The 24,622-nt window shown below is 71.4% G+C and carries 21 protein-coding genes; 7 read left to right on the top strand and 14 right to left on the bottom strand.

All coding sequences use genetic code 11. The features are described from left to right. Nucleotides 1–24 precede the first annotated feature (24 nt). The gene (locus tag AB0B57_RS07405; protein ID WP_357066301.1) at nucleotides 25–624 is read left to right on the top strand and encodes a hypothetical protein; all 600 of its coding nucleotides are present in this window, start codon (nucleotides 25–27) and stop codon (nucleotides 622–624) included. Here the strand turns inward: AB0B57_RS07405 and AB0B57_RS07400 are convergent. The 3 genes from AB0B57_RS07400 to AB0B57_RS07390 all read right to left on the bottom strand — a co-directional run bounded on the left by AB0B57_RS07400 (nucleotide 592) and on the right by AB0B57_RS07390 (nucleotide 2,265). Next, nucleotides 592–993: a hypothetical protein gene (locus AB0B57_RS07400; protein ID WP_357066298.1), complete on the bottom strand. Its 402-nt coding sequence runs from the start codon at nucleotides 991–993 to the stop codon at nucleotides 592–594. The genes AB0B57_RS07405 and AB0B57_RS07400 overlap by 33 nt on opposite strands. 199 nt (nucleotides 994–1,192) lie before the next feature. Continuing rightward, complete coding sequence (locus AB0B57_RS07395; protein ID WP_357066294.1) at nucleotides 1,193–1,414, bottom strand: DUF397 domain-containing protein; 222 nt, start codon at nucleotides 1,412–1,414, stop codon at nucleotides 1,193–1,195. Beyond that, nucleotides 1,384–2,265, bottom strand: coding sequence for a helix-turn-helix transcriptional regulator (locus AB0B57_RS07390; protein WP_357066291.1), 882 nt, complete (start codon nucleotides 2,263–2,265; stop codon nucleotides 1,384–1,386). Before AB0B57_RS07390 ends, AB0B57_RS07395 begins: the two co-directional genes overlap by 31 nt. Nucleotides 2,266–2,888: 623 nt before the next feature. On the opposite strand from AB0B57_RS07390, the gene AB0B57_RS07385 reads away from it, so the two are divergent. Together AB0B57_RS07385 and AB0B57_RS07380 are read left to right on the top strand one after the other, a co-directional pair. After that, nucleotides 2,889–3,173, top strand: a complete 285-nt coding sequence (locus tag AB0B57_RS07385; RefSeq protein WP_357066288.1) for a hypothetical protein — start codon at nucleotides 2,889–2,891, stop codon at nucleotides 3,171–3,173. A gap of 104 nt (nucleotides 3,174–3,277) precedes the next feature. After that, nucleotides 3,278–3,733, top strand: a complete 456-nt coding sequence (locus AB0B57_RS07380; protein ID WP_357066285.1) for a hypothetical protein — start codon at nucleotides 3,278–3,280, stop codon at nucleotides 3,731–3,733. Nucleotides 3,734–3,846: 113 nt separating this feature from the next. Here AB0B57_RS07380 and AB0B57_RS07375 read toward each other — a convergent pair whose 3' ends face one another. Both AB0B57_RS07375 and AB0B57_RS07370 read right to left on the bottom strand, forming a co-directional pair. Beyond that, on the bottom strand, nucleotides 3,847–4,737 hold the full coding sequence (locus tag AB0B57_RS07375; RefSeq protein WP_357066282.1) for a PASTA domain-containing protein: 891 nt from the start codon (nucleotides 4,735–4,737) through the stop codon (nucleotides 3,847–3,849). A 162-nt stretch (nucleotides 4,738–4,899) separates the two neighbouring features. Then, nucleotides 4,900–5,586: a PASTA domain-containing protein gene (locus AB0B57_RS07370; protein ID WP_357066279.1), complete on the bottom strand. Its 687-nt coding sequence runs from the start codon at nucleotides 5,584–5,586 to the stop codon at nucleotides 4,900–4,902. 126 nt (nucleotides 5,587–5,712) lie between these two features. Between AB0B57_RS07370 and AB0B57_RS07365 the strand changes: the two genes are divergently transcribed. After that, nucleotides 5,713–7,158 (top strand): hypothetical protein, encoded by a 1,446-nt coding sequence (locus tag AB0B57_RS07365; RefSeq protein ID WP_357066276.1) that lies wholly within the window; start codon nucleotides 5,713–5,715, stop codon nucleotides 7,156–7,158. Between the two features lie 166 nt (nucleotides 7,159–7,324). Here AB0B57_RS07365 and AB0B57_RS07360 read toward each other — a convergent pair whose 3' ends face one another. Together AB0B57_RS07360 and AB0B57_RS07355 are read right to left on the bottom strand one after the other, a co-directional pair. Continuing rightward, the gene (locus tag AB0B57_RS07360; protein ID WP_357066273.1) at nucleotides 7,325–8,803 is read right to left on the bottom strand and encodes a glutamate--cysteine ligase; all 1,479 of its coding nucleotides are present in this window, start codon (nucleotides 8,801–8,803) and stop codon (nucleotides 7,325–7,327) included. Nucleotides 8,804–9,074: 271 nt separating this feature from the next. Beyond that, nucleotides 9,075–9,656 (bottom strand): YceI family protein, encoded by a 582-nt coding sequence (locus AB0B57_RS07355; RefSeq protein ID WP_357066270.1) that lies wholly within the window; start codon nucleotides 9,654–9,656, stop codon nucleotides 9,075–9,077. 103 nt (nucleotides 9,657–9,759) lie between these two features. Here AB0B57_RS07355 and AB0B57_RS07350 point away from each other — a divergent pair, with 103 nt between their 5' ends. After that, nucleotides 9,760–10,266 carry a MarR family transcriptional regulator gene (locus AB0B57_RS07350; protein ID WP_357066266.1) on the top strand — a complete coding sequence of 169 codons (507 nt, stop codon included), beginning with the start codon at nucleotides 9,760–9,762 and terminating at the stop codon, nucleotides 10,264–10,266. 241 nt (nucleotides 10,267–10,507) lie between these two features. Here the strand turns inward: AB0B57_RS07350 and AB0B57_RS07345 are convergent, their stop codons facing one another. The 3 genes from AB0B57_RS07345 to AB0B57_RS07335 all read right to left on the bottom strand — a co-directional run bounded on the left by AB0B57_RS07345 (nucleotide 10,508) and on the right by AB0B57_RS07335 (nucleotide 16,085). Beyond that, a complete protein-coding gene (locus AB0B57_RS07345; protein WP_357066263.1) occupies nucleotides 10,508–13,198 on the bottom strand; it encodes a helix-turn-helix domain-containing protein in 2,691 nt (896 codons plus the stop codon). A gap of 134 nt (nucleotides 13,199–13,332) precedes the next feature. Beyond that, nucleotides 13,333–14,481, bottom strand: coding sequence for an acyl-CoA dehydrogenase family protein (locus tag AB0B57_RS07340; RefSeq protein ID WP_357066260.1), 1,149 nt, complete (start codon nucleotides 14,479–14,481; stop codon nucleotides 13,333–13,335). Between the two features lie 71 nt (nucleotides 14,482–14,552). After that, the gene (locus AB0B57_RS07335) at nucleotides 14,553–16,085 is read right to left on the bottom strand and encodes an acyl-CoA carboxylase subunit beta (RefSeq protein ID WP_357066257.1); all 1,533 of its coding nucleotides are present in this window, start codon (nucleotides 16,083–16,085) and stop codon (nucleotides 14,553–14,555) included. A gap of 169 nt (nucleotides 16,086–16,254) precedes the next feature. Here AB0B57_RS07335 and AB0B57_RS07330 point away from each other — a divergent pair, with 169 nt between their 5' ends. Then, the gene (locus AB0B57_RS07330) at nucleotides 16,255–16,815 is read left to right on the top strand and encodes a snapalysin family zinc-dependent metalloprotease (RefSeq protein WP_357066254.1); all 561 of its coding nucleotides are present in this window, start codon (nucleotides 16,255–16,257) and stop codon (nucleotides 16,813–16,815) included. 54 nt (nucleotides 16,816–16,869) lie between these two features. On the opposite strand, the gene AB0B57_RS07325 is transcribed toward AB0B57_RS07330, so the two are convergent. Next, complete coding sequence (locus tag AB0B57_RS07325) at nucleotides 16,870–17,790, bottom strand: hydroxymethylglutaryl-CoA lyase (RefSeq protein WP_357066251.1); 921 nt, start codon at nucleotides 17,788–17,790, stop codon at nucleotides 16,870–16,872. Between the two features lie 1,023 nt (nucleotides 17,791–18,813). On the opposite strand from AB0B57_RS07325, the gene AB0B57_RS07320 reads away from it, so the two are divergent. After that, on the top strand, nucleotides 18,814–19,548 hold the full coding sequence (locus tag AB0B57_RS07320) for a hypothetical protein (RefSeq protein ID WP_357066248.1): 735 nt from the start codon (nucleotides 18,814–18,816) through the stop codon (nucleotides 19,546–19,548). 91 nt (nucleotides 19,549–19,639) lie between these two features. Here AB0B57_RS07320 and AB0B57_RS07315 read toward each other — a convergent pair whose 3' ends face one another. From AB0B57_RS07315 to AB0B57_RS07305, 3 genes are all read right to left on the bottom strand, one after another. Then, complete coding sequence (locus tag AB0B57_RS07315) at nucleotides 19,640–21,013, bottom strand: biotin carboxylase N-terminal domain-containing protein (RefSeq protein ID WP_357066245.1); 1,374 nt, start codon at nucleotides 21,011–21,013, stop codon at nucleotides 19,640–19,642. Between the two features lie 71 nt (nucleotides 21,014–21,084). Beyond that, a complete protein-coding gene (locus AB0B57_RS07310; RefSeq protein WP_357066242.1) occupies nucleotides 21,085–21,675 on the bottom strand; it encodes a TetR/AcrR family transcriptional regulator in 591 nt (196 codons plus the stop codon). Nucleotides 21,676–21,778: 103 nt separating this feature from the next. Next, the gene (locus AB0B57_RS07305; RefSeq protein WP_357066239.1) at nucleotides 21,779–24,622 is read right to left on the bottom strand and encodes a hypothetical protein; all 2,844 of its coding nucleotides are present in this window, start codon (nucleotides 24,620–24,622) and stop codon (nucleotides 21,779–21,781) included.

Below are 24,622 nucleotides of genomic sequence, written 5' to 3'. Positions count from 1 at the left end.
GTGATTCGGGGAAGACTCTCGAACATGGAGAGTCAACTCACCATCCTGCTTCCGGTCGCCGCCGTCTGGCTGGCCGCCGGTGTCGTGGCCGACGGGCTCCCCCGGCTGCGCACCACCTGCCTGCTGCGCCGGCGTACCGGATGGTTGCTGGTGTTGGCTCTGACCGGCGTGGCGCTCACCGCGACCGTGCTCGGCGCCGGCCTGCTCAGTGCCGGCACCGCGCCGGTCGACCGTGCCGCCGCCGGGCTCACGCTGGCCGCCGGTCCGGCGCTCGTGGCGACGGTCTGCTCCCTCCGGCGGATCCGGCGGCTGCGGGCCGGGGCGGGGGCGTTCGTCAGCGCCCCCGGCACGCCGGCGCCACACGGGCTGCGCGCCGCCGCGGCCCACCCGCTCATCGGCCTGCCGCTACAGGTGACCGCCCTGGCCACGGTGCCGGCGGTGATCGGGGCGATCGGCACCGATCTCGGGGCCGACCCGGGTGTCACCGGGCCGGCGATCACCGTGGGCGCGCTCGCGGTGATCGCCATCGGGGTCCGGCACGCCCTGCGGCACAGCCGGTTCGCCGAGCGGGCCCAGCCCAACGTTCCGCGATCAGCGCGGGCGGCCAGCCCCCTGCACGTATAGCAGTTCCAGGATCGCCCTGGTCGCCTCGAACCAGCGGTCCAGCCAGCCGGGCGGCGGCACGCTGCCCCTCGGCGGCAACTCCAACAGCAGGCCGCGCAGCAGCGGGTGGTCGGCCAACGAGCCGCTGGGCTCCATCGGCCAGCCGGTGGGCGGAAACGACGGCTCCACCAGCGGGTTCGGGTCCAGCGAGGGCAGCGAGAGCGGAATATCGGCCGAGTCGGAGGCCGACCCGTCCCGCCCGCTCATCTCCTGGTCTGTCGAAATTACTTCGGTCAGTACGCTGTCCCGACGCGCTCCGCGGTACTTACCACCGAACCGCTCCGGTTTGCCCGGACCGTTGGTGAGATTGTCTGACCCGATCGTCGTCATCCGTCTCGCCTACCTCGCTCGGTTGCCGGTCGGGGCGACGGGTCGTCGACCCGCGCCGTACCGCTCGGTTCAACGAGACGGGCCGGCTGTGGCGACGGGAATCCCGGCGGAACCTCGCCCAGCCACCCCCGCCCGACCCTCCCCGCACACGGCAAGGTCCCCGTCCGGATCCGGACGGGGACCTCAGTTGACCACTCGGTCAGACCGCGCCGAACGCACCGCCTCGGGTGCCGCCGACGAAGGCGTGCCAGTCACTCGGTGCGAAGACCAGGGCTGGGCCCGCCTTGTCCTTCGAGTCCCGCACTCCGACCGCCCCCGTCACGTACGCCACCTCCACGCAGTTGTCACAGTTCGGCCCGCTCTTCGAGCTCTTGAACCATGCTGCCTGCGTCAGGTCCACGGGGAACCCTTTGGTCGCCATTTCCACAACGGCTCCTCTGCCAGTTTTGCGATGTGTGCGACAGACTCCTCTGGACGTATGGCCGCAGCGCGGATGTGATCGAAGATGAAGCTGTACTTCTGCAGTTCGTCGCTTTTCTCGAGGAAAAGCCCACCCGTGGCGTTCTCCGCGTACACAACATCCGGATCACCGGGCTCAGGGAAGCTGAGGATCGTGAAGGTGCCGTCCATGCCGGCGTGCGCGCCCACCTCGAAGGGCAGGATCTGCAGCGTCACGTTCGGCAACTCGGCAACCTCGACCAACCGCTTGAGTTGGCCACGCATCACCTCGTCCCCGCCCACCGGCCGACGTACCACCGCCTCATCGAGTACCACCCACAGATCGACCGGATCGTCCTGGGTCAACAACGACTGACGGCCCAAACGGACACGCACCCTCTGGTGCACCTGATCGGCGGTGAAGTCCGGCCGGGCCGCGCGGATCATCGCCGACGCGTACTCCTCGGTCTCCAGGAGACCCGGCACGACCTGCTGTTCGTACGCCCGGATCGAACTCGCCGCCGCCTCCAGCCCGACGTACGCGCCGACGAGCACCGTGCTGTACGGATGCCACCAACCTTTTTGTCGGGCCTCCCGGGCGATCTGCACCAGCTCGTCGCTTTCGGCGCCGACCACCCCGTAGATCCGCAGCATGTCCCGGACGTCGCGCGGGGTGGCGGTGGTGTGCCCGGTCTCGATCCGGGAGATCTTCGACGCCGAGCACTCCAACTGCTCGGCGACCACCTCGATGGTGATCCCGGCGGACTCACGCTGGCGGCGCAGCTCGGCACCGAGCCTTCGCCGCCTGATGGTGGGACTGCGCCGCTCACTCATCGCGCGAACCGCGAATCGTTGATCCCCGCCGCTGGCTGCTCGACCCCACTCGGGCTACCTCCGGTCGATGCGCCACTGATGACACCCGCCGGTGGCGCGACCGTCGTCCGGCGAGCGTTCGCGACGAGGGGTGGTGCGGTCCTCGGCCGGTCGCGACGGGCGAAACCGGCTCCCAGTGTGCCGTCCGTACGCGGAAGGCTTCAATAGGCCTTTCGCGGGACTCGCTCACGTATCGGCAAAAGTCGACGTGCAACTTGCATGTGGCACGTCCCTCATGCACTCTGTCCGTATGGCACGGGTTACTCAGCGTCTCCGTCCACTCCCTCGCAGTGGTGACCCCACCGAGCCGGGGGCACCGGGCGCGACGCGGGTCCGGCCGACGACATCGAGACCTGCTCCGGGGGTAAAGACCCCGCTGCTGCAAGCCGGCAAGCTGCGGCGGCGGGCGCGGTCCCCGGAAGCATCCGGGTGGTGGTCGGGTGGCGGCACGCCACCAGCGAGGTACGGCCCGGCCACCGCCATCCGCACCACCGGTTCACGAGGCACGACCCCGTCACCGGCCGAGACGTCCCCCGTTCAGGCACCGCCGGCACAGCCGCCGGCCATCCTCCCCAGGAGCCCATGTGCTTCCCCGCACCGGTGACGTACTGCTCGTGACTCGCGCGGCGAGTGTCCAGTTCCTCCGGCCCATCAAGTTCCGGGTGATCCGAGTGTTGGACTGGCCCACCTATGACGGCTGGCTCTGGCTCGACGGCTATGAGTTGAACGCCGCGGGCGACGCGGTCATCCGACGGTCGATCTTCGTCCAGCGGGCAGGGCTGCAACAGCTACAGGCAGCCCCCGAGCCGCGCCCGCACACCGTGCGCGCCCGGCGACCGGTCACCCGTACCCCGATCCGGGTTGGCTGACCGACCCGATCCGCCGCCGGTGGGCGTGCCGTCACCATAGAATTGGTACGCCCACCCCGGCACTGTTCCGCCCGCGCGTCCAGGACCCTGACCCTGGGATGGTCATGGTCAATCAGCCCGCCCTGCGGCGGCACCACCGCTCCCTCATCGCCTACGCATTCGGCCTGCTCGCCCTCCTCGGGGCGGTGGCCACGATCCTGGTCCTCGTCCGCGACCCGGCGATGTCGTCCACCCGGCTGACCACACCGGTGCCCGCACCTGAGATCACCGTGGTCGACGCCGACCCGCCGACGGACGACGGTCCCGCGGCGCACGAGGAACCCGACTGGATCGGCGCCGGTGGCCCGGGCGAACATGCCGCGGGCACCGGCCCGACCGGGCCGGTGGTCGGCGGTGGCGCCGGCGGCCAGTCCGACGGCCGTCAGGAACTCACCGAGGCAGCTCCGGCCCGGGACACCACGCCGAACGTCCGCCGCTCCCTGTTCTGGTCCGGGATCTTCGGTCTCGCCATCTCCATGGCCGGCCTCGGCCTGGTCGGCACCCGCCGACGGAGGTGGTGACCACCAATCAGGCCGTCCTCGGCCTGGTCGGCACCCGCCCGTGGTGGTGGTGACCACCAATCAGACCAGCCTCGGCCTGGTCGGCACCGGCCGGTGGTGGTGCTGACCATCGGTCAGGGTGTGCTCGTGACCGTCGGACTCGGGGCGGTCGGGCTCACCCCGGTCGAGGGCCGGGCCTGGGAGACGATCAACAACACCTCGTCGTCGGTCGACACCGACGTGCCCGTTCCCGGCTCGGTGCCCACCACGGTCCCCGGTGGCAGCTCCGACGGGCGGTACTCAACCTGGTAGGAGATGCCGAGCCGGCCCAGCAACCCCTCGGCGGTGGCCTGCGGCAGCCCGGCGAGCGGCGGCACCGGCACCTCGTCCGGCGCGCTGGTGGTCGGCGGGCTGCTCGGTGTCTCGCTTGTCGGTGCCGCCGAGCTGGGGGATGCGCTGGTCGGTGCGGCACTTGTGGCACTTGTGGCACTGGCTGACGGGGCGGACGGGGTGCTACCCGGGTCGTCCCGGTCGTCATCGCGCTGGGCGAGCACCAACCAGAGCGCTCCCCCGAGCAGCCCGACGAGCAGCAGCGCGAGCACACCCCACAGGATCGGTAGCCACCAGCGCCGGCCGCCCTGCTCCTCGACGTACCACTCACCGCCGGATTCCGGCCGGGACGGCCGCACCTCGGCCCGCCCGGACCACGACGGCGAAGTCGACTGCTCCACCGGTATCCGGGTCGTCTGGTCCGCAGGCGTGCCCGGAGTAACCGGCGCGGCCGGCGTGCCCGGCGCGGCCGGCGTGCCCGGTTGGGTACCGGTGGGACGGTCGATCGGCATGGTCTGGTCGGGCGAGGCGGCGGGATGAGCCGGGACGGCCCGGTCGATCGGCGCCGTCTCGTCCGGTGCGCTGGCGGGTCGGGTCGGTTGCGGTGACTCCGCCCGGTCGGTGGCCGGTGGCAGGGGACGGGTCCGGTCGTCGTCGTGCTCGCCGGCGGGCGGCTCCTGGCGGTCGTCGCTCATCGCACGTCCTTTCCCGAACCGGACGGGCGTCATGGCCCCTCGACCGTCAACCTAGTCTCCCAACCGGCCATCGGTGGGGATCAGCGTGCCGAGCCGCGCCGCCCGCACACAAGCGGGGCGCACCGATCCCGCCGGGCAGCCGATCGGCTCGCCGGCCCGAGATCAGGAAGTGGGCTTCGCCGTCGGTTGTTCGGGGGCGCCCGACCCGCACCAGATGCTGACCTCGTCGTTCCACCGGGCCGGGCCATCCTCCACCGGCTCCTGCCGGGCGACCTTTCCGTTGCGGCCGCTGATGTAACGCGGGTAGAGGCCCTCGTCGACCAAATCGTCGACGGCTTTGGCGCAGTCCTTCCCGACCACGTCCGGCACCTCGGCCGCTGGCGCCGGCCCAGCCACCTGGAGTTGCACGGTCGTACCCCGGGCGACCTCGGCGCCCACGGTCGGTGAGGTGCTCTCGACCGTACGACCGGACCCACCGCCGAACACCAGCCGCCAGCCCAGCCGCTGCTCGCGCAGCACGTCCCGGGCCTGCTCGAAGTCGGTGCCGACCACCGGTGGCACGGTCAGCCCGGGCCCCCTGGTCGCCGTGGCGGAGGTGCGGACGGCCGACGGCGTGGCCCGGCCGGTGCTCGGCCGGGGCGCGGTGGCCCGGCTGGTCGGCGGAGCGGTCGTGGTCGCGGCGGCCAGCGGATCCCCGGGAGGTGGGTCACCGTCGCCGGCCAGCAGCCAACCGCCGGTCGCGCCGATCGCGGCGAGCAGCACAACGGCCAACCCACCACCCAGCAGCACGCTGGCCCGGCTCGTGCCGCCGCCCGCGGCATCCTGCGAGCCCGTGTTCGTGTCCGTCATACCGCCCACCGCCTCATCACCGGCGACCGTACCGCCCGCCGCCCAATCCGCCGCACCGACGGTCAGTCCATACCGGCGGGTCGTTGCGACTCGCCGCGCCGACGACGGGACGTTACGCTGCCCGGCATGGCCAGACAGGGCTGGGGAGTGTCGATCGCGACCGCGATCGGAATCGCTGCCGGCGCGGGCGCCGCACAACTGGGCTTCGGCTACGGGCTCGGCGTCATCACCTGGACGCCCACCGATCTCGGGGCCACGGACACGGCCTGGGCCGACGGCCTCGCCTGGGCCACCTGGCTCGCCGCCAGCTCGACGGTCCTCGGCGCGGTCTGTGCGCAGCGGCTACACCAGCGCGGCGCATCCACGACGCCCGAGCAGCCGGTGACCGAGGTTTCCGGCCCCGCCACCGACACCACCGGCCCAGAGACGCCCGAGAGGCGATCGCCGCAGCCAGCCGAGGTGCCGTCCGACGACCGAGCCGACCCGGAGACGACCGCAAGGCGACCGCCGCAGCCGTCCGACGACCGAGGCGGCCTGCTGCGGCGGGTGGTCCTGGCGCTCGGCGCCGGGGTCGGCGGGCTGGTCACCGTACTGCTGATCGCCGTTCCCGCGCGGGTCGCGACCGGTGCCGACACCGGCGAACCGCAACGGACCGCCGCCGTGCAGGCGACGCTGGGCATCCTGATCGGTGTGCTCGTCGCGGTCTGGGCGCTCCGGTCCCGGGCCGCCGCGGTCAACGTGACCGCGACCGCCGCCTGGCTGTGGCTGCTCGCGGTGGTCTCGGTGATCGACGGGGTACGCGTCGGACGAGGGCTGACCGGTGCTCAGCTCGGCACCTGGCAGCTCGATCCGGACCAGCCGCGGTACTGGATCGCCGACCAGCTCTACTGGCCCGGTGCGCTGTTGGCACTCGTGCCCGCGCTGCTGATCGGCGTGCTGGCCGCCCGGCACAGCGCCCGGTCGGCCGGGCACCGGATCGGGGCCGCGGCCTCCGGCGCTGCCGGTCCGGTGCTTGTCGCGCTCGCCTACCTGACCACCCTGCCGCACTGGTCGACGCTGGGCCCCGCGCAGCTGTCCACCCAGCTGATCGCCCCGTACGCGGTGCTCGCCGGCATCGGCGGCTCCGTGCTGGCGGCTGTCCTCGTCGATCGCGCCGAGCGGAGTCGGGGTGCGGCTGCCTCGGTCCCGAGGGCGGACGCGCGCCCGGCTGCTCAGGTCGACTCGACCCGGGCCACCGTCGACGGGCCGACCCCTCGGACCGATCCGGCTCCGAACGCCGAGCCGTCGACTTCCCGCTCGCCCATCGCCACCACGGGTCGACGCGGCAGGACCGACGCCCCACCCGGGACAACCATGGCAGGCGCCGCACCAGGTGCGGATGCCACGCCAGGTGCGGGTGCCACGCCAGGTGCGGATGCCACGCCAGGTCCGGATGCAGCGCCGCGGGTGCCCGCACCAAGGGTGCCCGCGCCGCGCACCGAACCCTCCATCTCCGCCCCCGCAGAGGATCCGACACCAAGCGCCCGCCGCACCCGCGCAACCCGCCGATCCACCCGCCCCACCCCCGACTAACCCCCACCCCCCACCCCACCCCCCACCCCCCACCCCGGCCCCCACCCCACCCCGGCCCGCCTCGTTGATCATGGGGTTATTGCCATCCGGCACGGCGTGTCGCGGCAATAACCTCATGATCAACGCGATCTGAGGGGGGGGTGGGGGTGGGGTGGGGTGGGGTGGGTTAGGGGACTGGCCAGGTGTGGACGGGTTCGTTGGCGCGCTGGAGTTCCGCGTAGCGCTGGACCATGTGGTGCAGTGCGGCCGACCGGTTCATGTCGAGGCGACGCTGGGCCGCCCACACCGCCTCGGTCTGCCAGACGGCGCCGTTGCGGCCGGTACGGCAGCGTTGCTCGATGATGCCGAGCAGCCGGTCCCGCTGGGCCGGCGCGACGCCGAACCCGTCCAGGCCGGCCGCGGCGGTGGGCAGCAACCGCTCCAGCACCAGCTTGGTGACGGGCACGTCGCCGAGCCCGGGCCAGTGCAGCACGGCATCGAGGCCCCGTCGGGCGGCGGCCTGGAAGTTCTCCTCGGCGGAGCTGAAGGTGAGTTGGCTCCAGATCGGACGGTCCGCCTCGGCCAGACCCCGCGCCAGCCCGAAGTAGAAGGCCGCGTTGGCGAGCATGTCCACCACCGTCGGGCCGGCCGGCAGCACCCGGTTCTCCACCCGCAGGTGCGGTCGGCCGTTCATGATGTCGTAGACCGGGCGGTTCCACCGGTAGACAGTGCCGTTGTGCAGCCTCAACTCCCCGAGCTGCGGCACACCGCCGGCGTGCAGCACCTCCACCGGGTCCTCGTCCCCGCAGATCGGCAGCAGTGGCGGGAAGTACCGAACATTTTCCTCGAAGAGATCGAAGATCGAGGTGATCCACCGCTCACCGAACCACACCCGGGGCCGTACGCCCTGGGCCTTGAGCTCGTCCGGGCGGGTGTCGGTGGCCTGCTGGAACAGGGCGATCCGCGTCTCGGCCCACAGTTGACGCCCGTACAGGAAGGGGCTGTTCGCCCCGATCGCCACCTGCACGCCGGCGATGGCCTGGGAGGCGTTCCAGTAGTCGGCGAAGCTGTCCGGTGCCACCTGGAGGTGGAACTGGAGGCTGGTGCAGGCCGCCTCGGGGGCGATCGAGTCGGTGTGCGTCCGGAGCTGCTCGACGCCGCGGATGTCCAGCTCGATGTCCTCGCCGCGGGCGCCCACGATCTGGTCGTTGAGCACCCGATAGCGCTCGTTGGTGGAGAGGTTGTCCTCCACCAGGTGCCCCTCGGTGAGGGTGGGCAGGATGCCGACCAGGACGATCTTCGCGTCGGACCTGGCCGCGCGCTCGTCGGCTCTGGAGAGGCTGCCGCGCAGGTCGTGCTCGTAGTCGGCGAAGCCGGTGCCCTCGATCAGTCGGGGTTCGGCGTTGAGTTCCAGGTTGAACTGCCCCAGCTCGGTCTGGAACAGCGGGTCGGCGATGTCGGCGAGGATCTCCTCGTTGCGCATCGCCGGCTCGGCCGCCGAGTCGACCAGGTTGAGCTCGATCTCCAGGCCGGTCATCGGCCGGTCGGCGTCGAACCCGAAGTCGTCCAACATGAGGGCGAAGACATCCAGGCACCGTCGCACCTTCTGCCGGTAGCGGATGCGATCATCCCGGGTGAAGGCGCCCTGCGCGACGTCCCTGCCCATGTGTCCTCCCGACAACCGGCGCGGTCGGGATTCTGCCGTCCCGGCAAGCGCATTGTGAACCCTTCACGGTAAGAGCGCCCACCTGACCGGGGCCAGAGGCCGGAGCGGAGGCACTCGTGGCGCCATCTGTACCCCGTCGTCGACGCCTGGACCCGGGGGCGGTGCCAACAAGTCGTGACAATTACCACGACCACGACATTGGCGGTGGAGACGACGCCGGGCCCGCGCCGACGTGCGGCGCGGGCCCGGCGTACCGGTGATCCGGGGCAGATCAGGCCTGACGGACGGCCTCGCCCTCGATCTCGATCTTGATCTTGCGGCTGACCAGCACGCCACCGGTCTCCAGGGTGACGTTCCAGGTCAGGCCGAACTCCTCCCGGTCGATCTCGGTGCTCGCGGAGAAACCGAAGATGTCCTGACCGAACGGGCTGCGGCCGACACCCTCGAACTCCACCTCCAGCTCGACCGGACGGGTGACGCCCCTGATGCTCAGCTCACCGGTGAGCACGAACTCGCTGCCACGACGGGACTTGACCCCGGTGCTGCGGAACTCGAGCGTCGGAAACTTCTCCACGTCCAGGAACTCGGGGCTGCGCAGGTGCGCGTCCCGGTCGGTCTGGGTGGTGTCGATGCTGGCCGCCTGGATGGTGGCGGAGACCGACGACTGCATCGGGTCCTCGGCGATGGTGATGGTGGCGGTCGCCTCCTTGAACTCACCGCGAACCTTGCTCACCATCATGTGCCGCGCGACGAAGCCGACCCGCTTGTGCGCCACATCCAGCGCGTAGGTGCCAGCCGCCGGGATGGTGAGGCCGTCCCAGTCGCGGGTAACCACATCGGTGCTGCTGGTCATGCTGCTGTCCTCCAGGGGGGGGAATGTTTAGTAGCCCAACGACTGCCGGAGCAAATATAACCGCAACAATATTCCCCGTGTCAAGTACTGCTAGGATGAACGAGTGACCAACGTCTTCGACGATCCCCGGATCACCGCCGTCGGCCTACTCTTCGAGGCGCACGCCGGGCTGTCAGCCCGGTTCACCGCCCAACTCGAGGAGCATGGCCTCTCCTCGGTCGAGTTCGAGGTCATCACCCGACTGGCCCGCTCGCCGGGCAACCAACTACGGATGACCGACCTCGCCGCCCAGACCTCGTTGTCCACAAGCGGCGTGACGCGCGTCGTCGACCGGATGGAACGCGACGGGTTGCTCACCCGGCGGGCCTGTCCGAACGACAGGCGCAGCTCGTACGCGGTCGTCACCGCCGCCGGGATGCAGCGACTGAACGAGACGCTGCCCGGGCATCTACAGATGATCGAGCAATGGTTCACCGGCCAACTCGACCCGGAGGCACTGGCGGCCCTGCTCGACGGGCTACGCCGGGTCCGCGACGCCGCACATCCGTGCGCCACCGCCGGCAGCGACGACGTCAGCCCCGAGCAGCAGACCGCCACCACCCGGCCCTGAGCACCGGGGCGGTGACGATTACCAATAGCGGCAGAAAAAGCGGCAGAACTAAGCCATCCGAGCCGAAGAATGCCATCTAACCCGACTTTCCGCCTCCATGGCGGTGGCAGGCTTCCTACACCGGGGATCAACCGGGGGGTGACGGCGCGGGCGATCAGCGAGGGGTAGCACCAAGGGGGCTCTTCGTCCGCGCCACTCTCCCGCCCCGACGCCCGTCGGCGCCGCTCGCGAGCGGCAGACCCTAGGGTGCTTCCGGGCCACTCCGGACGGCGGTCAGCGCGTAGAGCAGGCCCGACTCCTGCGGCAGCAGCCGAATGCCGCTCTCCTCGCAGACCCGCTCCAGCCGGTCCAGGACCGCCGGGTTCGCGGTGCTGGCGGCCAGTCCCACCAGCGCCTCCACCACATCTCGGTGATCCTGACCCTTGGCGTCGACGGCGGCGGCGAACCACTCGGCGGCCAACTCCCGGTCACCCCGGTGCAGCGCCAGATTGCCCTCGATCAACGCACAGAGCCCAGCCTCCGGGCCGCCCGAGGACAGTGCCGCGTCCTCCGAGCGCTGTCGCGGCACCACGCCCCGCCGAGCCGACGCTCGCGGCGATTCGGCCGCCACCGCGTCGACAGTCCCCGCGCGCAGCTCGCTGAGCACCTCTGTCGCTTCCGCACCACGCCCGTCCTGAGCCAGCGCCAACCCGAGTTTCCCCAGCACCCGGCGGCGGCGTCGCGGATCACCCAGCTCGGCCAACGCCGCGATCGCCCGCCGGCCCTGGTCGACGGCGTCCGCGTACCAGCCCTCCAGGCGGGCGACCTCGGCTCGGTTGGCCCAGGCCAGCACCCGAAGTCGCTGCTCGCCACTCTCCGCGGCGAGTCGGTCCACCGCGGCGAGCCTGCGCCGGGCCGCGGCCAGGTCACCCGTCCGGATCTCGTGCCAGGCGAGGCTGTTCTGGGCCACCGCCAGATCCCGGGTACGTCCATTACGGGCGGCCAACCGCAGCGCCGTCTCGGCCTGCTCGCGAGCCTCGTCCTGCCCCCCGACGGAGATCAGCAGGGTGCCGAGCATGTTTCGCGCCTCCAACTCCCCGGTGACGTCGCCGGCCTGCCGGAAGATGTCCAACGCCGCGCGTGCCGTCGACAGCTCCTCGGCGCCCGCGCCGTGCTCGGCCGCCAGCCGGGCAACCCCGAGCGCGGCCCAGCCCCGCAGGATCGGATCGGCGTCCGCGGTCCGCGGGTCCGCCAGCAACCGCCGCAGCCACTGCCGCCCGGCGACGTCGCGCCCACGGAACCGCCACCAGCGGGTCAGGCACGCCGCCAGCCGCAGCGCGGTCATCGGGTCGTCGGTGGCCGCGTGGACCAGCGACGAGCTGATGTCACTGCTGATCTCGTCCAGCCGGTGCACCGCGTCGGGCAGCCGGGGGCCGACCAGGTCGCTGGCGGTCCGGGCCACCAGGCGCGCGATCACCTCGGCGTGCCGACGTCGGATGCCCGTCAACTCACCCTCTCCGGCCGCCTGCTCGACGGCGTAGTCGCGGACCGCGTCGAGCAACCGGAACCGGAACGGCCCGGTGCCGCGTACGCTCAGCAGCCCGAGCTCGACGAACCGGTCCAGCAGTGCGACAGGGTCGATCGCCACCGTGCCGTCCCGGTCGGCCTCGTCGCCGAGCATCTCCTCGGCCAACTCCACCGACCAGCGGTCGCCGAACACGGCGAGCCGGCGAAGCGCCGCCTGCTCGTCCGGGGCCAGCAATCGGTAACTTGTCGCCACCGCTTCGCGCAGGGTGACCGAACCCCCCGCCGAACCCGTGTCGGCTTCGCCGGTGGTGCGGGTGAGCGCATCCGAGGCGTCCCAGCCGGGGTGGCCCGCCGGCTCGGCGGGAGTGGCGAGGTCGAGCACCCGGTCGCCGTACCTGTCGAGCAGTTCGGTGAGGTCGAGGAGTCGGCCCCGAGCGGCCATCAGCTCGATGGCCAGCGGCAGCCCGCCCAGCCGGCGGACCAGCGCGGCAAGCGCTGGCAACTCGTCGCGGGTGGGCGGCTCCCGACGGACCTGGGCGAGCCGGGAGATGAACAACGCGACAGCTGGCCAGGTGTCGAGCGGGGCCGATCCGGAGCGTTCGGCACCCGGTGGCGGCACGTCGAGCGGCGCGACCGGCCACACTCTCTCGCCGGGCAGCCCGACCGGGTGCCGCCCGGTGACCAACACCCGCAGCGAGGGCAGTGCGGCGAGCAGCCGGTGCAGCGTCGTGGCCACCGGGCCGGGCGCACGCTCCACCGCGTCCACCACCAGCAGCGCCGGCTGCCCGGCGAGCCGGGCCACGAGTTCCGGCAGCCGCGCCGCCCCGAGTACGCCCATCGAGGCGGCGAACACGTCCGGCCCGTCCGAGCCTTCGCCGACAAGCATCCCGGCCACACCGGCCGGGTGGGCGACGGCCACCAGATGCGCCACCGCCGTCGCCAGGGCGGTCTTGCCGACCCCGGCCAGCCCGACCAGGCTCACCAGCCGGGGCCCGCGCTCGGCCGTCAGCATCTCGGCCAGCTCGGTGAGGTCACGCTCCCGGCCGACAAGCGTGATCGGCGGCGGGAGTGCGGCCGGCAGGTCGATGGATGCCGCCTCCGCCGTCGTCCTGCCCCCGATCCCGAGCGCCGTCGGGGTGGCGTCCGCCCGGGCTGGCTCGGCGCCGGCGGGGCCCCGGGCCGCGGCCAGGAACGCCGCTCGGCTGGTGCCGGTCAGCGCCAACGCCGCGGCGAGCAGCTCGACAGTGGTGCGCTGCGGCCGGACCGACCGGCCGCGCTCCAGGTCACGCACCGTCCGCACACCCACCCCGGCCCGGGACGCCAGCTCGGCCTGGGTCAGGCCGGCGGCGCGTCGATGCCCGCGGAGCAGCTCCGGCAGGGAAGTACGCCCAGCCGGGCTCCGTGACCGATCATGATCCGGAGTCATGGCCACGAAGAGTACGGATGGACTACGACCGTCGGCAGCCGAACGTCGGGCTACCGACGCCCGTTCGCCGATAATCCGACAGCCCTACGGACAGCCCGCTCGGGGCCAAATGGCCGGCCTACCCGGTGAGACTCTCAGAGGCCCAGATCACGAGCGATGATCATGCGTTGCACCTCGCTGGTGCCCTCGCCGATCTCCAGAATCTTGGAGTCCCGCCAGAATCGGGCCACCGGATACTCGTTCATGAAGCCGTACCCGCCGTGGATCTGGGTGGCCTCGCGGGCGTTGTCCACCGCGATCGTGCTGGCGTGCAGCTTGGCGATGGCGGCCTGCCGCTTGAACGGCTCGCCGGCCAGCATCCGGGCGGCGGCGTCGTAGTAGGCCAGCCGGGCGGTGTACGCCTTCAGCTCCATGTCAGCGATCTTGAACTGGATCGCCTGGTTGGCGCCGATCGGCTGGCCGAAGGCGTGCCGCTCCTTCGCGTACCTGATGGACTCGTCGACGCAGCCCTGGGCGAGGCCGACCGCCAGCGCCGCGATGGCGATCCGACCCTCGTCGAGGATCCGCAGGAACTGGGCGAAGCCGCGGCCCCGCTCGCCGAGCAGGTTGGCCGCCGGCACCCGGCAGTCGTCGAAGGTCAGCTCGTGGGTGTCCGAGGCGGTCCACCCCACCTTGGAGTAGCCCGGCGCCACGGTGAACCCGGGCGTGCCGGTCGGCACGATGATCGTCGACAGCTCCTTGGAGCCGTCCGGGTTCGTGCCGGTCACCGCCGTGACGGTCACCATGGCCGTGATGTCGGTGCCCGAGTTGGTGATGAACGCCTTCGACCCGTTGATCACCCACTCGTCGCCGTCCAGCACCGCCCGCGTCTGGGTGCCGGCGGCGTCCGAGCCGGTGCCCGGCTCGGTGAGCCCGAACCCGGCCAGCGCCTCACCGCTGAGCAACCGGGGCAACCACGTCGCCTTCTGCTCGGCGGTGCCAAACCGGTAGATCGGCATCGCGCCGAGCGAGACCGCCGCCTCCAGCGTGATGGCCACGCTGGAGTCGACCCGGGCCAACTCCTCCAGGGCCAGGCAGAGCGCGAAGTAGTCGCCGCCCATGCCGCCGTGCTCCTCGCCGAAGGGCAGGCCGAACAGGCCCATCTTGCCCATCTGGCGGATCACCTCGTACGGGAAGGTGTGCTGCTCGTAGTGCTCGGCGATGACCGGGGCGACCACCTCGCGCGCGAAGTCCCGCACGCTCTCCCGCAGCGCCGTTTGGTCGTCGGTGAGCCGGAAATCCATCTCATCCTCCTGTGGGGACGGTGCCGTCGGGCGCTCGTGACGCCGGGGACGGGTGGCGGTACGCCGTCGGGTCAGACCGGGGTGACGCCGTGCCGACGACGAGAGAAGTGCCGATCCTTGGTACGCGCCGCCGCGAAGCGACGGACCAGCTCGGTGCGCAGGTCGTGCGGCTCGACGATGGCGTCCACCACCAGCTCGCTGGCGAGCCGGACGACGTCGATGTCCTGCTCGTACTCGGCTCGCTTGGCGGCCACGAAGGCGGCCCGCTCGGCCTCGTCCTCGATCGCCGCGATCTTGTTGGCGTAGACGGCGTTCACGGCGGCCTCGGCCCCCATCACCGCGATCTTCGCGCTGGGTAGGGCGATGGTGGCGTCCGGCTCGAACCCGGGGCCGGCCATCGCGTAGAGGCCGGCGCCGTACGCCTTGCGGACCACCACGCAGATCTTCGGCACCGTCGCCTCGGAGATCGCGGTGATCATCTTGGCGCCGTGCCGGATGATGCCCTGCTTCTCCACCGCGCTGCCGACCATGAAGCCGGGGACGTCACTGAGGAACAGCAGCGGCACGTTGAACGCGTCGCAGAGCTGCACGAACCGGGTGGCCTTGTCGGCGGAGTCGACGAAGAGCACACCGCCCTTGAACATCGAGTTGTTGCCGAGCACGCCGACGACCTGACCGTCCAGACGACCGAAGCCGATGGTCAGCTCCTTGGCCCACAGCGCCTGGATCTCGAAGAACGAACCCTCGTCGAGCAGGCCCTTGACGTACCGCCGCATGTCGAACGCCTGCCGCTCGCTGGCCGGCACCAGCGCGGCCAGGTCGGCCTTCGCGGACGCCGGGACCGCCGGTGCGGTCGGCGGCGCCTGGGTCCAGTTCGCCGGCAGGTACGACAGGTAGGTCTTCACCACGTCGAGCGCGTCGGCCTCGGTCTTGCAGAGGAAGTGCCCGACGCCGGACTCGGCGGTGTGCACCTTGGCCCCGCCCATCGCCTCCAGGGTGGTCTTCTCGCCGGTGACCATCTCGACCATGCGGTCCGAGCCGAGATACATGCTCGCGTTGCCGTCGACCAGGGCCACCACGTCGCAGAACGCCGGAATGTACGCCCCTCCGGCGGCGCTCGGGCCGAACAGCGCGCAGACCTGCGGAATTGAGCCGGAGGCGCGGACCTGGTTCCAGAAGATCTTGCCGGCGCCGCGGCGACCGGGGAAGAGGTCGACCTGGTCGGTGATGCGCGCGCCGGCCGAGTCGACCAGGTAGACCATCGGCACGCCGGCGCCGTACGCCCGCTCGATGATCCGGATGATCTTCTCGACGGTGCGGGCACCCCAGCTGCCGGCCTTGACGGTGGAGTCGTTGGCCATCAGGCAGACCTGTCGGCCGTCGATGGTGGCGGTGCCGGTGACCACGCCGTCGGCGGGCAGCCCCTCGGCGAGCGCGTTGGCGTAGAGGCCGTCCTCGACGAACGAACCCTCGTCGACGAGCAGTGCGACCCGCTCGCGCGCGAAGAGCTTGCCCTTGGCCGCGTTGGCGGCATGGTATTTGTCCGCGCCGCCGGACCGGGCCCGCTTGCGCAGCTGCTCCAGTGCCTCACCGTCGAGCGTCACGCCGACTCCTCCGCCATACTGACCTGAACGATCGTTAGGCTAGCGCATCGGCGCGACCGCCCGCGACCCATGAGCGAATCAGACGGGCGAGGCCCAGCACAAGACATTGAATAACATGAATCCTTATCGCTAGGCTCCTGGCACCCCTCCTCCCGGATTGGAGTCAGCGATGACCTCACGACTCAATCGGCTCGCTGTCGCGTTCCTCGCGACGGCACTCGCCACCGTCGGCGTCACGGTCGCCAACCCCGCGCCCGCATCCGCCGCCATGACCATCTGCTACAACACCAGCCAGGCGGGAAGCTACGCCAGCGTCGCCAACCAGTCCGCCTCGATCTGGAACAACGCCACGTCGAACCTGACGCTCTCCGCGAACTGCGGCTCCAACCTCCGGATCTACCGGATCACCGGCGGCGGTTCCTACGCCGTCCGGACCAGCCTCGGCAACGGCCGGGTCTACATCGACACCCAGCAGGCGGCGCAGTACAGCGTGCTGCGGATCATGACCCACGAGATCGGGCACATCCTCGGCCTGCCGGACAACTACAACGGCAACTGCGCGATCCTGATGTCCGGTGGCAGCGCCGGCACCGGCTGCACCAACCCGTACCCGAGCACCGCCGAGGCGAACCGGGTGACAAGCCTCTTCGCCGGCACCTTCAGCGCCACCGACCGTAGTGCGGACATCTTCCGGGACAGCTGGCCGAGCGTGGTCGCTCCGGTGAGCTGACCGACCTGGCAGGTGGAAGGGGCCGGCGTCCGCGCCGGCCCCTTCGTCGCGTCCTCAGCTCGGCAGCGGCGTCAGCCGGGTACGCGGGCCGGCTCGCAGCACGCCGGACGGCAGCTTCTTGCCGAGCAACTCCTCGGCCAACTCCGCCACCTCGAGCAGAGCCGCCAGGTCGATGCCGGTGTCGATGCCCATGTCGTGCAGCATGTGCACGGCCTCCTCGGTGGCCAGGTTGCCGCTCGCCCCCGGCGCGTACGGGCAGCCGCCCAGACCACCGACGCTGGCGTCGAACTCGGTGACCCCCAACTCCAGCGCGGTCAACAGGTTGGCCAGCGCCGTACCCCTGGTGTTGTGGAAGTGCAGCAGCACCGGCACCTGCGCGTCGCGGTCGCGTACCGCGGTCAGCAGCTCGCGGACCCGACGCGGCGTGCCCATGCCGGTGGTGTCGCCGAACGCGACCCGGTCCGCGCCGTCACGGACCACCCGGTCCACGATCCCGGCCACCCGCTTCGGGTCGATGTCCCCCTCGTACGGGCAGCCGAAGCTGGTCGCCACGATCACCTCGACCCGCGCGGAGGCGCCGTGCAGCAGATCGATCAGCTCGGCGATGTCGTCGAGTGACTCGTCCGTGGATCGGTTGACGTTGCGCCGGTTGTGCGTGTCGCTGGCCGAGACCACCACCTCGATCTCGGTGAAACCGGCCGCGAGGGCGCGCTGGGCACCCCGGGTGTTCGGCACCAGGGCCGAGTAGCGCACCCCGTCGGCCCGCACCGCCCGCTGCCACACCTCGTCGGCGTCGGCCATCTGCGGAATCGCCCTGGGGTGCACGAACGACACCGCCTCGATCCGGCGTACGCCGGTGCCGGAGAGGGCGTCGAGCAGGCGCACCTTGGCCTCGGCCGGGATCGGGTCCTCGTTCTGCAACCCGTCCCGTGGCCCAACCTCGCGAATGGAGACGAAATCTGGCAATTCCGCCATGGGTCACCTCACTATCTGCCCTGGTGGGACAACGGTAGCGACACCCCGGCCCGGATAGCCGCCAGCGTCGGAGGCGGTACGGACACGGTGTGCGACGGCCGCCCGCCGGGGTGGCCCGTCCAGCCAGCGCCGGACCACCCTTCGGCGAATGAATCAGGCCAGAAGGATGCCATCACCGGCGGCGGCATGGAACTGCGGGCGGTCGGGTGGCTACGTTGGTGCCGGCGGGACAGCGGGGCCAGCCATCGGCTCGACCCCACCGTCCGGACGCCTCCGGTGGTCAGCGCTGCGACGGTCCTTCCAAGAGCTCCGCAGCGCATCGGAGTGCGGTCGAGAGGGCGCCCGCGCACGCGGCGGCGCCCTCTCGACCCACGAGCAGAGCCAGCACCACGGCGCCATCGGTGCCGAGCGATGCCTTCCGCAGAATGCGGACCGCCCGCGACCCCGCACTCGGCCAGTCTGCACCAATACCGTTCATCGCTCTTCCTCCGACAATCAGCCCGCAATTGCGGGGCGGTTAACGTCGATGGAACTTCCACGACTGTTTCCACGATCAACAACGAATCTGGATCGGGCGTTGGACGTTTCCATCTCCCTGGCAACGACCCGACCCGATGAACATGACGATCTTGTGACCGGGTTGCCGTAGGGCTACCCGGCCAACCCGACAGATGGCCGGGCTGCGACCACGACCCGGCCAAATTGGTCTGGTGTAAGGGCTGAACGCAGGCTCATCCTGACAACCCGGCCAGCCACCCGGCCAGAATCTGACTTGCGACACAGCCTCAGATACCCGTTTGCTTGATCTGAGGCGGTACAAATGTTGATCCCGGCGTCATGTGAGCTCTTGGAAGGACCCGCGTGGCGCGGTTTGCGGGGATGCCATGACCACCGGAGATTGAAAGGAGCAATGTGAACGCCGAGGGACAAGTGCCACTCTCAGCAGAACGCACCCAAAGACACCGACTGGTGCCGCGGTCGACGCTCGAAGCGCAATATCGCCAGCGATATCACAACCCCGCCGTGTCGACGTACGCGCTGGCGGTCCGTGAGATCGTGGAGACCTGCCCCGAGATCGGGCCGATCGACACCTGGCAGAAACTGGCGGACCGGATCTACACACCCCAGTCCGATCCCGACCGAGCCAGTCGGAGCAGGAAACAGTCCCTTCTGCGCAAGAAGCTGTCGCGACACTTCACCGCCGAGAGCAAGGGGCCGCCCTGGCAGACGGTGATGCTGGTGGTGAAGCACGCGCTGCCGCCGGAGCTCCGCCGGCAGTGGCTGGCCGACCTCGCCGAGTTGTACGAGCTGGCCCGCGGCGAGAGGCCACCGAATGGCGTTCGCGACGAACGCGCCGAGGACAGGACCGAGGTGCGGGACGGCCGCGATCTCGAACAATGCCTGCGCCAGCGGATCGTCGACCTGGAACGAGAGTGTCTCGACTTGCGGGTGGAGGTCAGTGAGTTGCGGGCCGCCCAAACGACTCGGCCCCTCGGCCCCACATCAGACGATCTGCCTCGACAGCGCGAGCCGTTGAGCGGCTCGTCGACCCCGACGCCCAACACCAGGCACTTTCCGCCCAGCCAGGCCCGGGGCGGCGGTCCGGCGCAGAGTCACTACCCGGCACCGCGGCTGGACATGGGTTCGCCCGGCCTACCCGGGCAGAACAGGGGAGAGCTGGCCCGCCTGGTCGACCAGCCCTGGCACGCCCGACAACCACAACTCGACACTCCCAACAACCTGCGCCAACACCCGTAGCCCCCGCACCCACCCCGGTCGGTGATCAAGAGGTTTGCGTCCGGATTCCTAACGCAAACCTCTTGATCAACCCGACCGCGGGTGGGTGGGGTCAGCGCATGCGGGCGACGATGCCGGTGTCGTAGGAGCCGGAGCGGAACTCTTCGTTGGCCAGCAGCTCGGCGAAGAAGGGGACGTTGTTCTTCGGGCCCTCGATCTGGAAGGCGGCCACCGCCTCCTGCGCGCGATCGAGCACCTCGTCTCGGGTCGCGCCGCTGATGATCAGCTTGGCCAGCAGACTGTCGTAGAACGGCGTGACAGTGTTGCCCTCGGTGTAGCCGGAGTCCACCCGCACACCCGTGCCCGTCGGCTCCACCCAGGTCCTGATTACACCAGGGCCGGGCAGGAAACGCTTCGGGTCCTCGGCGTTGATCCGCATCTCGATGGCATGGCCACGCGGCGTCAGCGCGTCCGGGTCGAAGGTCGGGGCCAACCCGGACGCCACCCGCAGCTGCTCCTCGACCAGGTCGATGCCGTAGACGTACTCGGTCACCGGGTGCTCCACCTGCAGCCGCGTGTTCATCTCCAGGAAGAAGAACTCTTCGGCGCCGGGGCCGGGGCCGTCGCCCTCGGAGTCCCGCTGACGCGGGACCAGCAGGCACTCCACGGTGCCGGCGTTGCGATAGCCGACCGCCTCACCCGCGCGCACCGCCGCCGCCAGGAGCCGGGACCGCAGCTCCGGCGAGACCGCCGGCGACGGGGACTCCTCGACCAGCTTCTGGTTGCGCCGCTGCACCGAGCACTCCCGCTCGCCGAGCGCCACCACCCGGCCATCGGCCAGGCCGAGGATCTGCACCTCGACGTGCCGCACCCGGGGGAAATACCGCTCGATCAGCACCGAGCCGTCGCCGAACATCCGCTCGGCGAACGCGCGCACCTTGTCGTACTCGGTGCGCAGCGCGGTCTCGTCGACGGCCACCGCCATGCCCATGCCGCCACCGCCGGCCGCGGCCTTGACCATCACCGGGTAGCCGATCGCGGCGGCGGCCGTCAGCGCCGCGTCCAGGTCGGCGGCCGGATCGGTGGTGCCGGGTGCGACCGGGACACCGGCCGCCGCCATCAGGTTCCGGGCATTGATCTTGTCGCCCATCGCGGTGATCGCGTCCGCGCCGGGCCCGACCCAGACCAGGCCGCTCGCCTCGACGGTACGGGCGAACTCGGCGTTCTCCGACAGGAAGCCGTACCCGGGGTGGATGGCCTGGGCACCTGTCGACTTCGCGGCGGCGAGGATCGCCTCGGTGTTGCGGTAGCTCTGCGCCGGGGCCGGTGGGCCGATGAGGACCGCCTCGTCCGCCTCGGCGACGAACGGCAGGTCGGCGTCGGCCTCCGAATACACCGCGATCGCGCGGATGCCGAGCCGCTTGGCGGTACGGATGATCCGGCGGGCGATCTCGCCCCGATTGGCGACCAACAGTGACTCGATCATTTTTCCTCCCGGCGTCCGGATGTTGGGACGATGTCAGGGAATCATGACCGGCCTGCTTCTGACGAGTCGGCTCAGGCGAGCAGCGCGGCCAGGGTCGCACCGCGCAACAGCTCGGCACGACGGCGCCGGTCCACCTCACCACCGAGGAACGGGGTCGAGTTCATCAGGCCGAACGCGGCGTGCGCGAGCACCCGCGCCTCGCCGTCGGGCATGCCCGGGTGCAGCGCGGTGAGCACTGTCACCCACTCCTCGACGTAGAGCCGTTGCAGACGGCGAATGCGTCGCCGCGGCTCCTCCGGCAGGCGGTCCAACTCGTGCAGGTGCAACGCGATCACCGCCGGGTTGGCCAGCGCGAACTCGACGTGAAAGTCGATAAGCGACTCCAGCACTCCGCGCGGGTCGCCCGGGCGCCCGGCGGCGCGTTCCCGCCCGCCGGCCAGCAGCCCCTCACTCACCGGGATGAGCGCGGCGGCCAGCATCGCCTCCTTGCCGGCGAAGTGGTGGTAGAGCGCCGGACCGGTAACACCGGCGGCCCCGCCGATGTCATCCATCGACACACCGTGATAACCACGGGCGGCGAACAGGCCGACCGCGATCTCCAGAATCTCGTCCTTGCGGGACCTGCGCCGGCCCGCACCCCGTGTTTGCTGCTCCACCGTCACCGGGCAAGCCTAGACCGCGAACCGGGTGCGGTGGTTGCCGGTGAGTGTCGCTCGCACCGGGGTCGGGCCACCCCTGACCTGGTCGGGGGCGGCCCGCTCCGGGTCAGTCGTCCTCGTCCAGGTCGTGCTCCGCACGCAGTGCGGCGGCCTCCGCGGGCCGATCGAGCAAATCCAACGCACGAGCCAGCAGCCAGGCCGTCTGGCGGACCGGCTGCGCGTCGGCCGGCAGCCCACCGAGCACCCGGCGCAGGAGCACCTCCGCCTCGGCCGGCCGGTCCAGACGCAGCAGCAGCTCACCGGTGAGGCGCTCGGCCATGGCGGCCTCACTGAACGCCCCGATCGACCGCAACCGGTCGGGCACCCCGGCGAGCCGGTCCAACGCCTCGTCCAGTCGACCCTCGCCGGTGAGCACCCGTGCGCCGACCTCGGCCGCCATCGCCAGCTCGTACGTCACCGACGGCTCGGTCTGCCCGGCCAGCTTCGCCGCCACCCCGTCCACCACCTCGACGGCCCGCAACGCCGTGTCCCGGTCGTCGGCCCAGAGCCAGGCGTACGCCTCCCGCCGGCGGGCACGCAGCTCGTCCAGCGGCAGGTCACCGAGCCGGTACGCCTCAGCCGCGGCAGCGAACCGCTCGCCCGCCAGCGCGTCCCGGTCGGCGTCGAAGAGGATCCCGCCGGCCTCCTCCAGCACCTGCGCCCGGTAGGGAAGGTTGTCCGGGCCGTCCAGATTGACGGCCAACTGCTCCAGCAGGGCCAACGCCGGGTCAACCGCACCGAGCCTGGCGTAGACGCCGGCCAACAGGTGCCGGCAGCGGTCGGCCTCGGCCTGGGCGCCCATCCGGTCCAGGCCGAGCACGGCCTCCTCCGCGACCTCGGCGGCCTCGGCCAGCCGGCCCACCATCTGGTACGCGTTCGCCAGCTCCCACCGCAGGAACGCGTCCCCCTCGGCGCCCCGCTCCACGCACAGCGTCACCGCCTCGACGAAGTCGTCCACCGCGTCGACGGCCCGGCCGGCCGCCTGCAAGGCCCGAGCGCGGGCGACTCGGACCGGCAGCTCCGCGTCCGCCGGTGCTGCCGCCAACGCCTCGTCGCAGGCGGCCACGGCGTCCGCCGGATCGTCAGTCATCCGCGCATGGGCCAGGCAGGCGGTCACGATCACCTCGCCGACGCCCAGCTCACGGCCGAGCTGGCGAGCCTCGTCGACGGCGGCTCGCGCCTCGTCGAGGCGGTCCGTCTGCTCCAGCACGTGCGCCCGGTACGTCGCGATCCGGGCCAGCAGATGCCGGTCGCCGCCCGCGTCGGCCGGTGCCCGGTCGAGCGCGGCGAGCGCGTCCGCCCAGCGCTCCCGGTTCAGCAGCGCCGACGCCATTCGGACGTGGCCACCCGCCCGCTGCCGGGCGTCGCCGGACCGGTCCAGGGCCTCGGCCGCCTCGCGGGCCAGCGTCAGCCCCGCCTCGGCGCCCTCGTCGGACCGGGCCAACAGCACCCCGAGCCGCCCGGCGACCACCTGGGCGGGCACGTCCTCGCCCGCCTCCCGGTACAGCTCCAGCGCCGCCCGGTTCAGCTCGACCGCGCTCTCGAAGTCTTCCTCGTCGGCACGCTCGCCCGCCCGCAGCGCCAACCGGTGCGCGGACGTACGTGCGGGCAGCTCGGCGGAGCCGAACCGTTCGTCGAAGGCGACAAGCACCGCCCGGAAGGTGGTCTGGTCGTGTCGACCCCAGCTCTGGTCCGCGAGGTCCAGCAGGTCGTCGGGGCCGGCGTCGGCGGGCAGGTCAACGGTGGGTCGTTCACCCCTGCCGGGCCGCACCCGCTCGGCCCGGTCGGCGGTCCGGCCGGTCGGGCGGCGGCGGACACTCGCCGACAGCGGCAGATGCTCCCCGCTCGCCCGCACGGCCAGCCGGCGGGCGATCCACTCCGACTGGTGGGCGGTGCCGTTACGGGCGTCGAAGCGGGCGGCCAGGCCGGTCGCGGTCTCGGCCAACTCGTCCGCCAGCGCCGCCGCGGACACCTCGGCGGCCGGCCGGCCCTCGGCGGCCCGGCGGTACACGGTCGACCCGCCGGCCTGCCGCAGTGCCGCGGCGGCGGCCGCCGCGAAGTGCATGGCGGCGGCCGGCGACGGCGGCTTGTCCAACCAGTCCAGGTGTCGCTCGACCAGCTCAACCGCCCGCGCCTCGTTGCCGGTCAACGTGCAGAACTCGACGTGGTCGCCGATGTCCCACAGGTCGGCGAGGTTGCCGCGCAGCCGGCGGTACGCCTCCCGGTGCGCGTCCCGCGCCGCCTCGCCCCGCCCGGTCCGCAGGTACGGCAGGAGCAGCGCGGTGAGGATCGCCTGCGGCTGTTCGTTGCAGTTGAGCCGGCCGGCGAGCACCGGCTCGGCCAGCTCCACCGCCTCGGCGTCCCGCCCGGTGTCGGCGAGGTATTCCACCCGACCCGTCGGATCACAGCCGGCGCAGTCGGAGAGTTCGCCGCGCGGGGCGGTCTGCCAGAGCCGGTACCAGTGCGCTGCGGCTTCGGCGTCGCCCACGTGGTCGGCGACCCGGAACCGGTGCTTGTACACGGCCTGCAGGCTGTGCCCACCGGCCCGGTAGCGCCGCTCCATGTCGTCCAGCACGGCGTACGTGCGGTCGAGCGGCACCTCCGGGAAGTTCAGCAGGCCGTTGACCATGTACTTGAAGTGCCACAGCAACTGGTGCAGGTGGCTCTGGTGGTAGGGCTGCGGGTCATTGTCGAACTCGGACAGACACCAGGAGAAGGTCACGAAGGACTTCGCCGGCTCGCCGCCGTAGATGTAGCCCTCGGTGGCCTGCATCCGGGTGACGAAGGCAAGGTGCCGGTCGTCGGCGGCGTCCACCCGACGCAGCAGCTGCTCCAGCGCGGCGATCTGCCCCGCCCCGTACGGCATGTCGGCGATCCCGCGCAGCACCCGCCACAGATCCTCGTCGCTCAT

Source organism: Micromonospora sp. NPDC049101 (genome assembly GCF_040648675.1).
GTDB lineage: Bacteria > Actinomycetota > Actinomycetes > Mycobacteriales > Micromonosporaceae > Micromonospora.
This window is presented reverse-complemented; position numbering and strand designations above follow the sequence as displayed.

Coding starts and splice junctions, on each gene's coding strand:
- AB0B57_RS07365 (WP_357066276.1), top strand. CDS start 5,713: ATGGCCAGACAGGGCTGGGGAGTGTCGATCGCGACCGCGATCGGAATC.
- AB0B57_RS07355 (WP_357066270.1), bottom strand. CDS start 9,656: ATGACCAGCAGCACCGATGTGGTTACCCGCGACTGGGACGGCCTCACC.
- AB0B57_RS07340 (WP_357066260.1), bottom strand. CDS start 14,481: ATGGATTTCCGGCTCACCGACGACCAAACGGCGCTGCGGGAGAGCGTG.
- AB0B57_RS07380 (WP_357066285.1), top strand. CDS start 3,278: ATGGTCAATCAGCCCGCCCTGCGGCGGCACCACCGCTCCCTCATCGCC.
- AB0B57_RS07405 (WP_357066301.1), top strand. CDS start 25: ATGGAGAGTCAACTCACCATCCTGCTTCCGGTCGCCGCCGTCTGGCTG.
- AB0B57_RS07395 (WP_357066294.1), bottom strand. CDS start 1,414: ATGGCGACCAAAGGGTTCCCCGTGGACCTGACGCAGGCAGCATGGTTC.
- AB0B57_RS07325 (WP_357066251.1), bottom strand. CDS start 17,790: ATGGCGGAATTGCCAGATTTCGTCTCCATTCGCGAGGTTGGGCCACGG.
- AB0B57_RS07370 (WP_357066279.1), bottom strand. CDS start 5,586: ATGACGGACACGAACACGGGCTCGCAGGATGCCGCGGGCGGCGGCACG.
- AB0B57_RS07345 (WP_357066263.1), bottom strand. CDS start 13,198: ATGACTCCGGATCATGATCGGTCACGGAGCCCGGCTGGGCGTACTTCC.
- AB0B57_RS07315 (WP_357066245.1), bottom strand. CDS start 21,013: ATGATCGAGTCACTGTTGGTCGCCAATCGGGGCGAGATCGCCCGCCGG.
- AB0B57_RS07305 (WP_357066239.1), bottom strand. CDS start 24,622: ATGAGCGACGAGGATCTGTGGCGGGTGCTGCGCGGGATCGCCGACATG.
- AB0B57_RS07360 (WP_357066273.1), bottom strand. CDS start 8,803: ATGGGCAGGGACGTCGCGCAGGGCGCCTTCACCCGGGATGATCGCATC.
- AB0B57_RS07375 (WP_357066282.1), bottom strand. CDS start 4,737: ATGAGCGACGACCGCCAGGAGCCGCCCGCCGGCGAGCACGACGACGAC.
- AB0B57_RS07400 (WP_357066298.1), bottom strand. CDS start 993: ATGACGACGATCGGGTCAGACAATCTCACCAACGGTCCGGGCAAACCG.
- AB0B57_RS07390 (WP_357066291.1), bottom strand. CDS start 2,265: ATGAGTGAGCGGCGCAGTCCCACCATCAGGCGGCGAAGGCTCGGTGCC.
- AB0B57_RS07330 (WP_357066254.1), top strand. CDS start 16,255: ATGACCTCACGACTCAATCGGCTCGCTGTCGCGTTCCTCGCGACGGCA.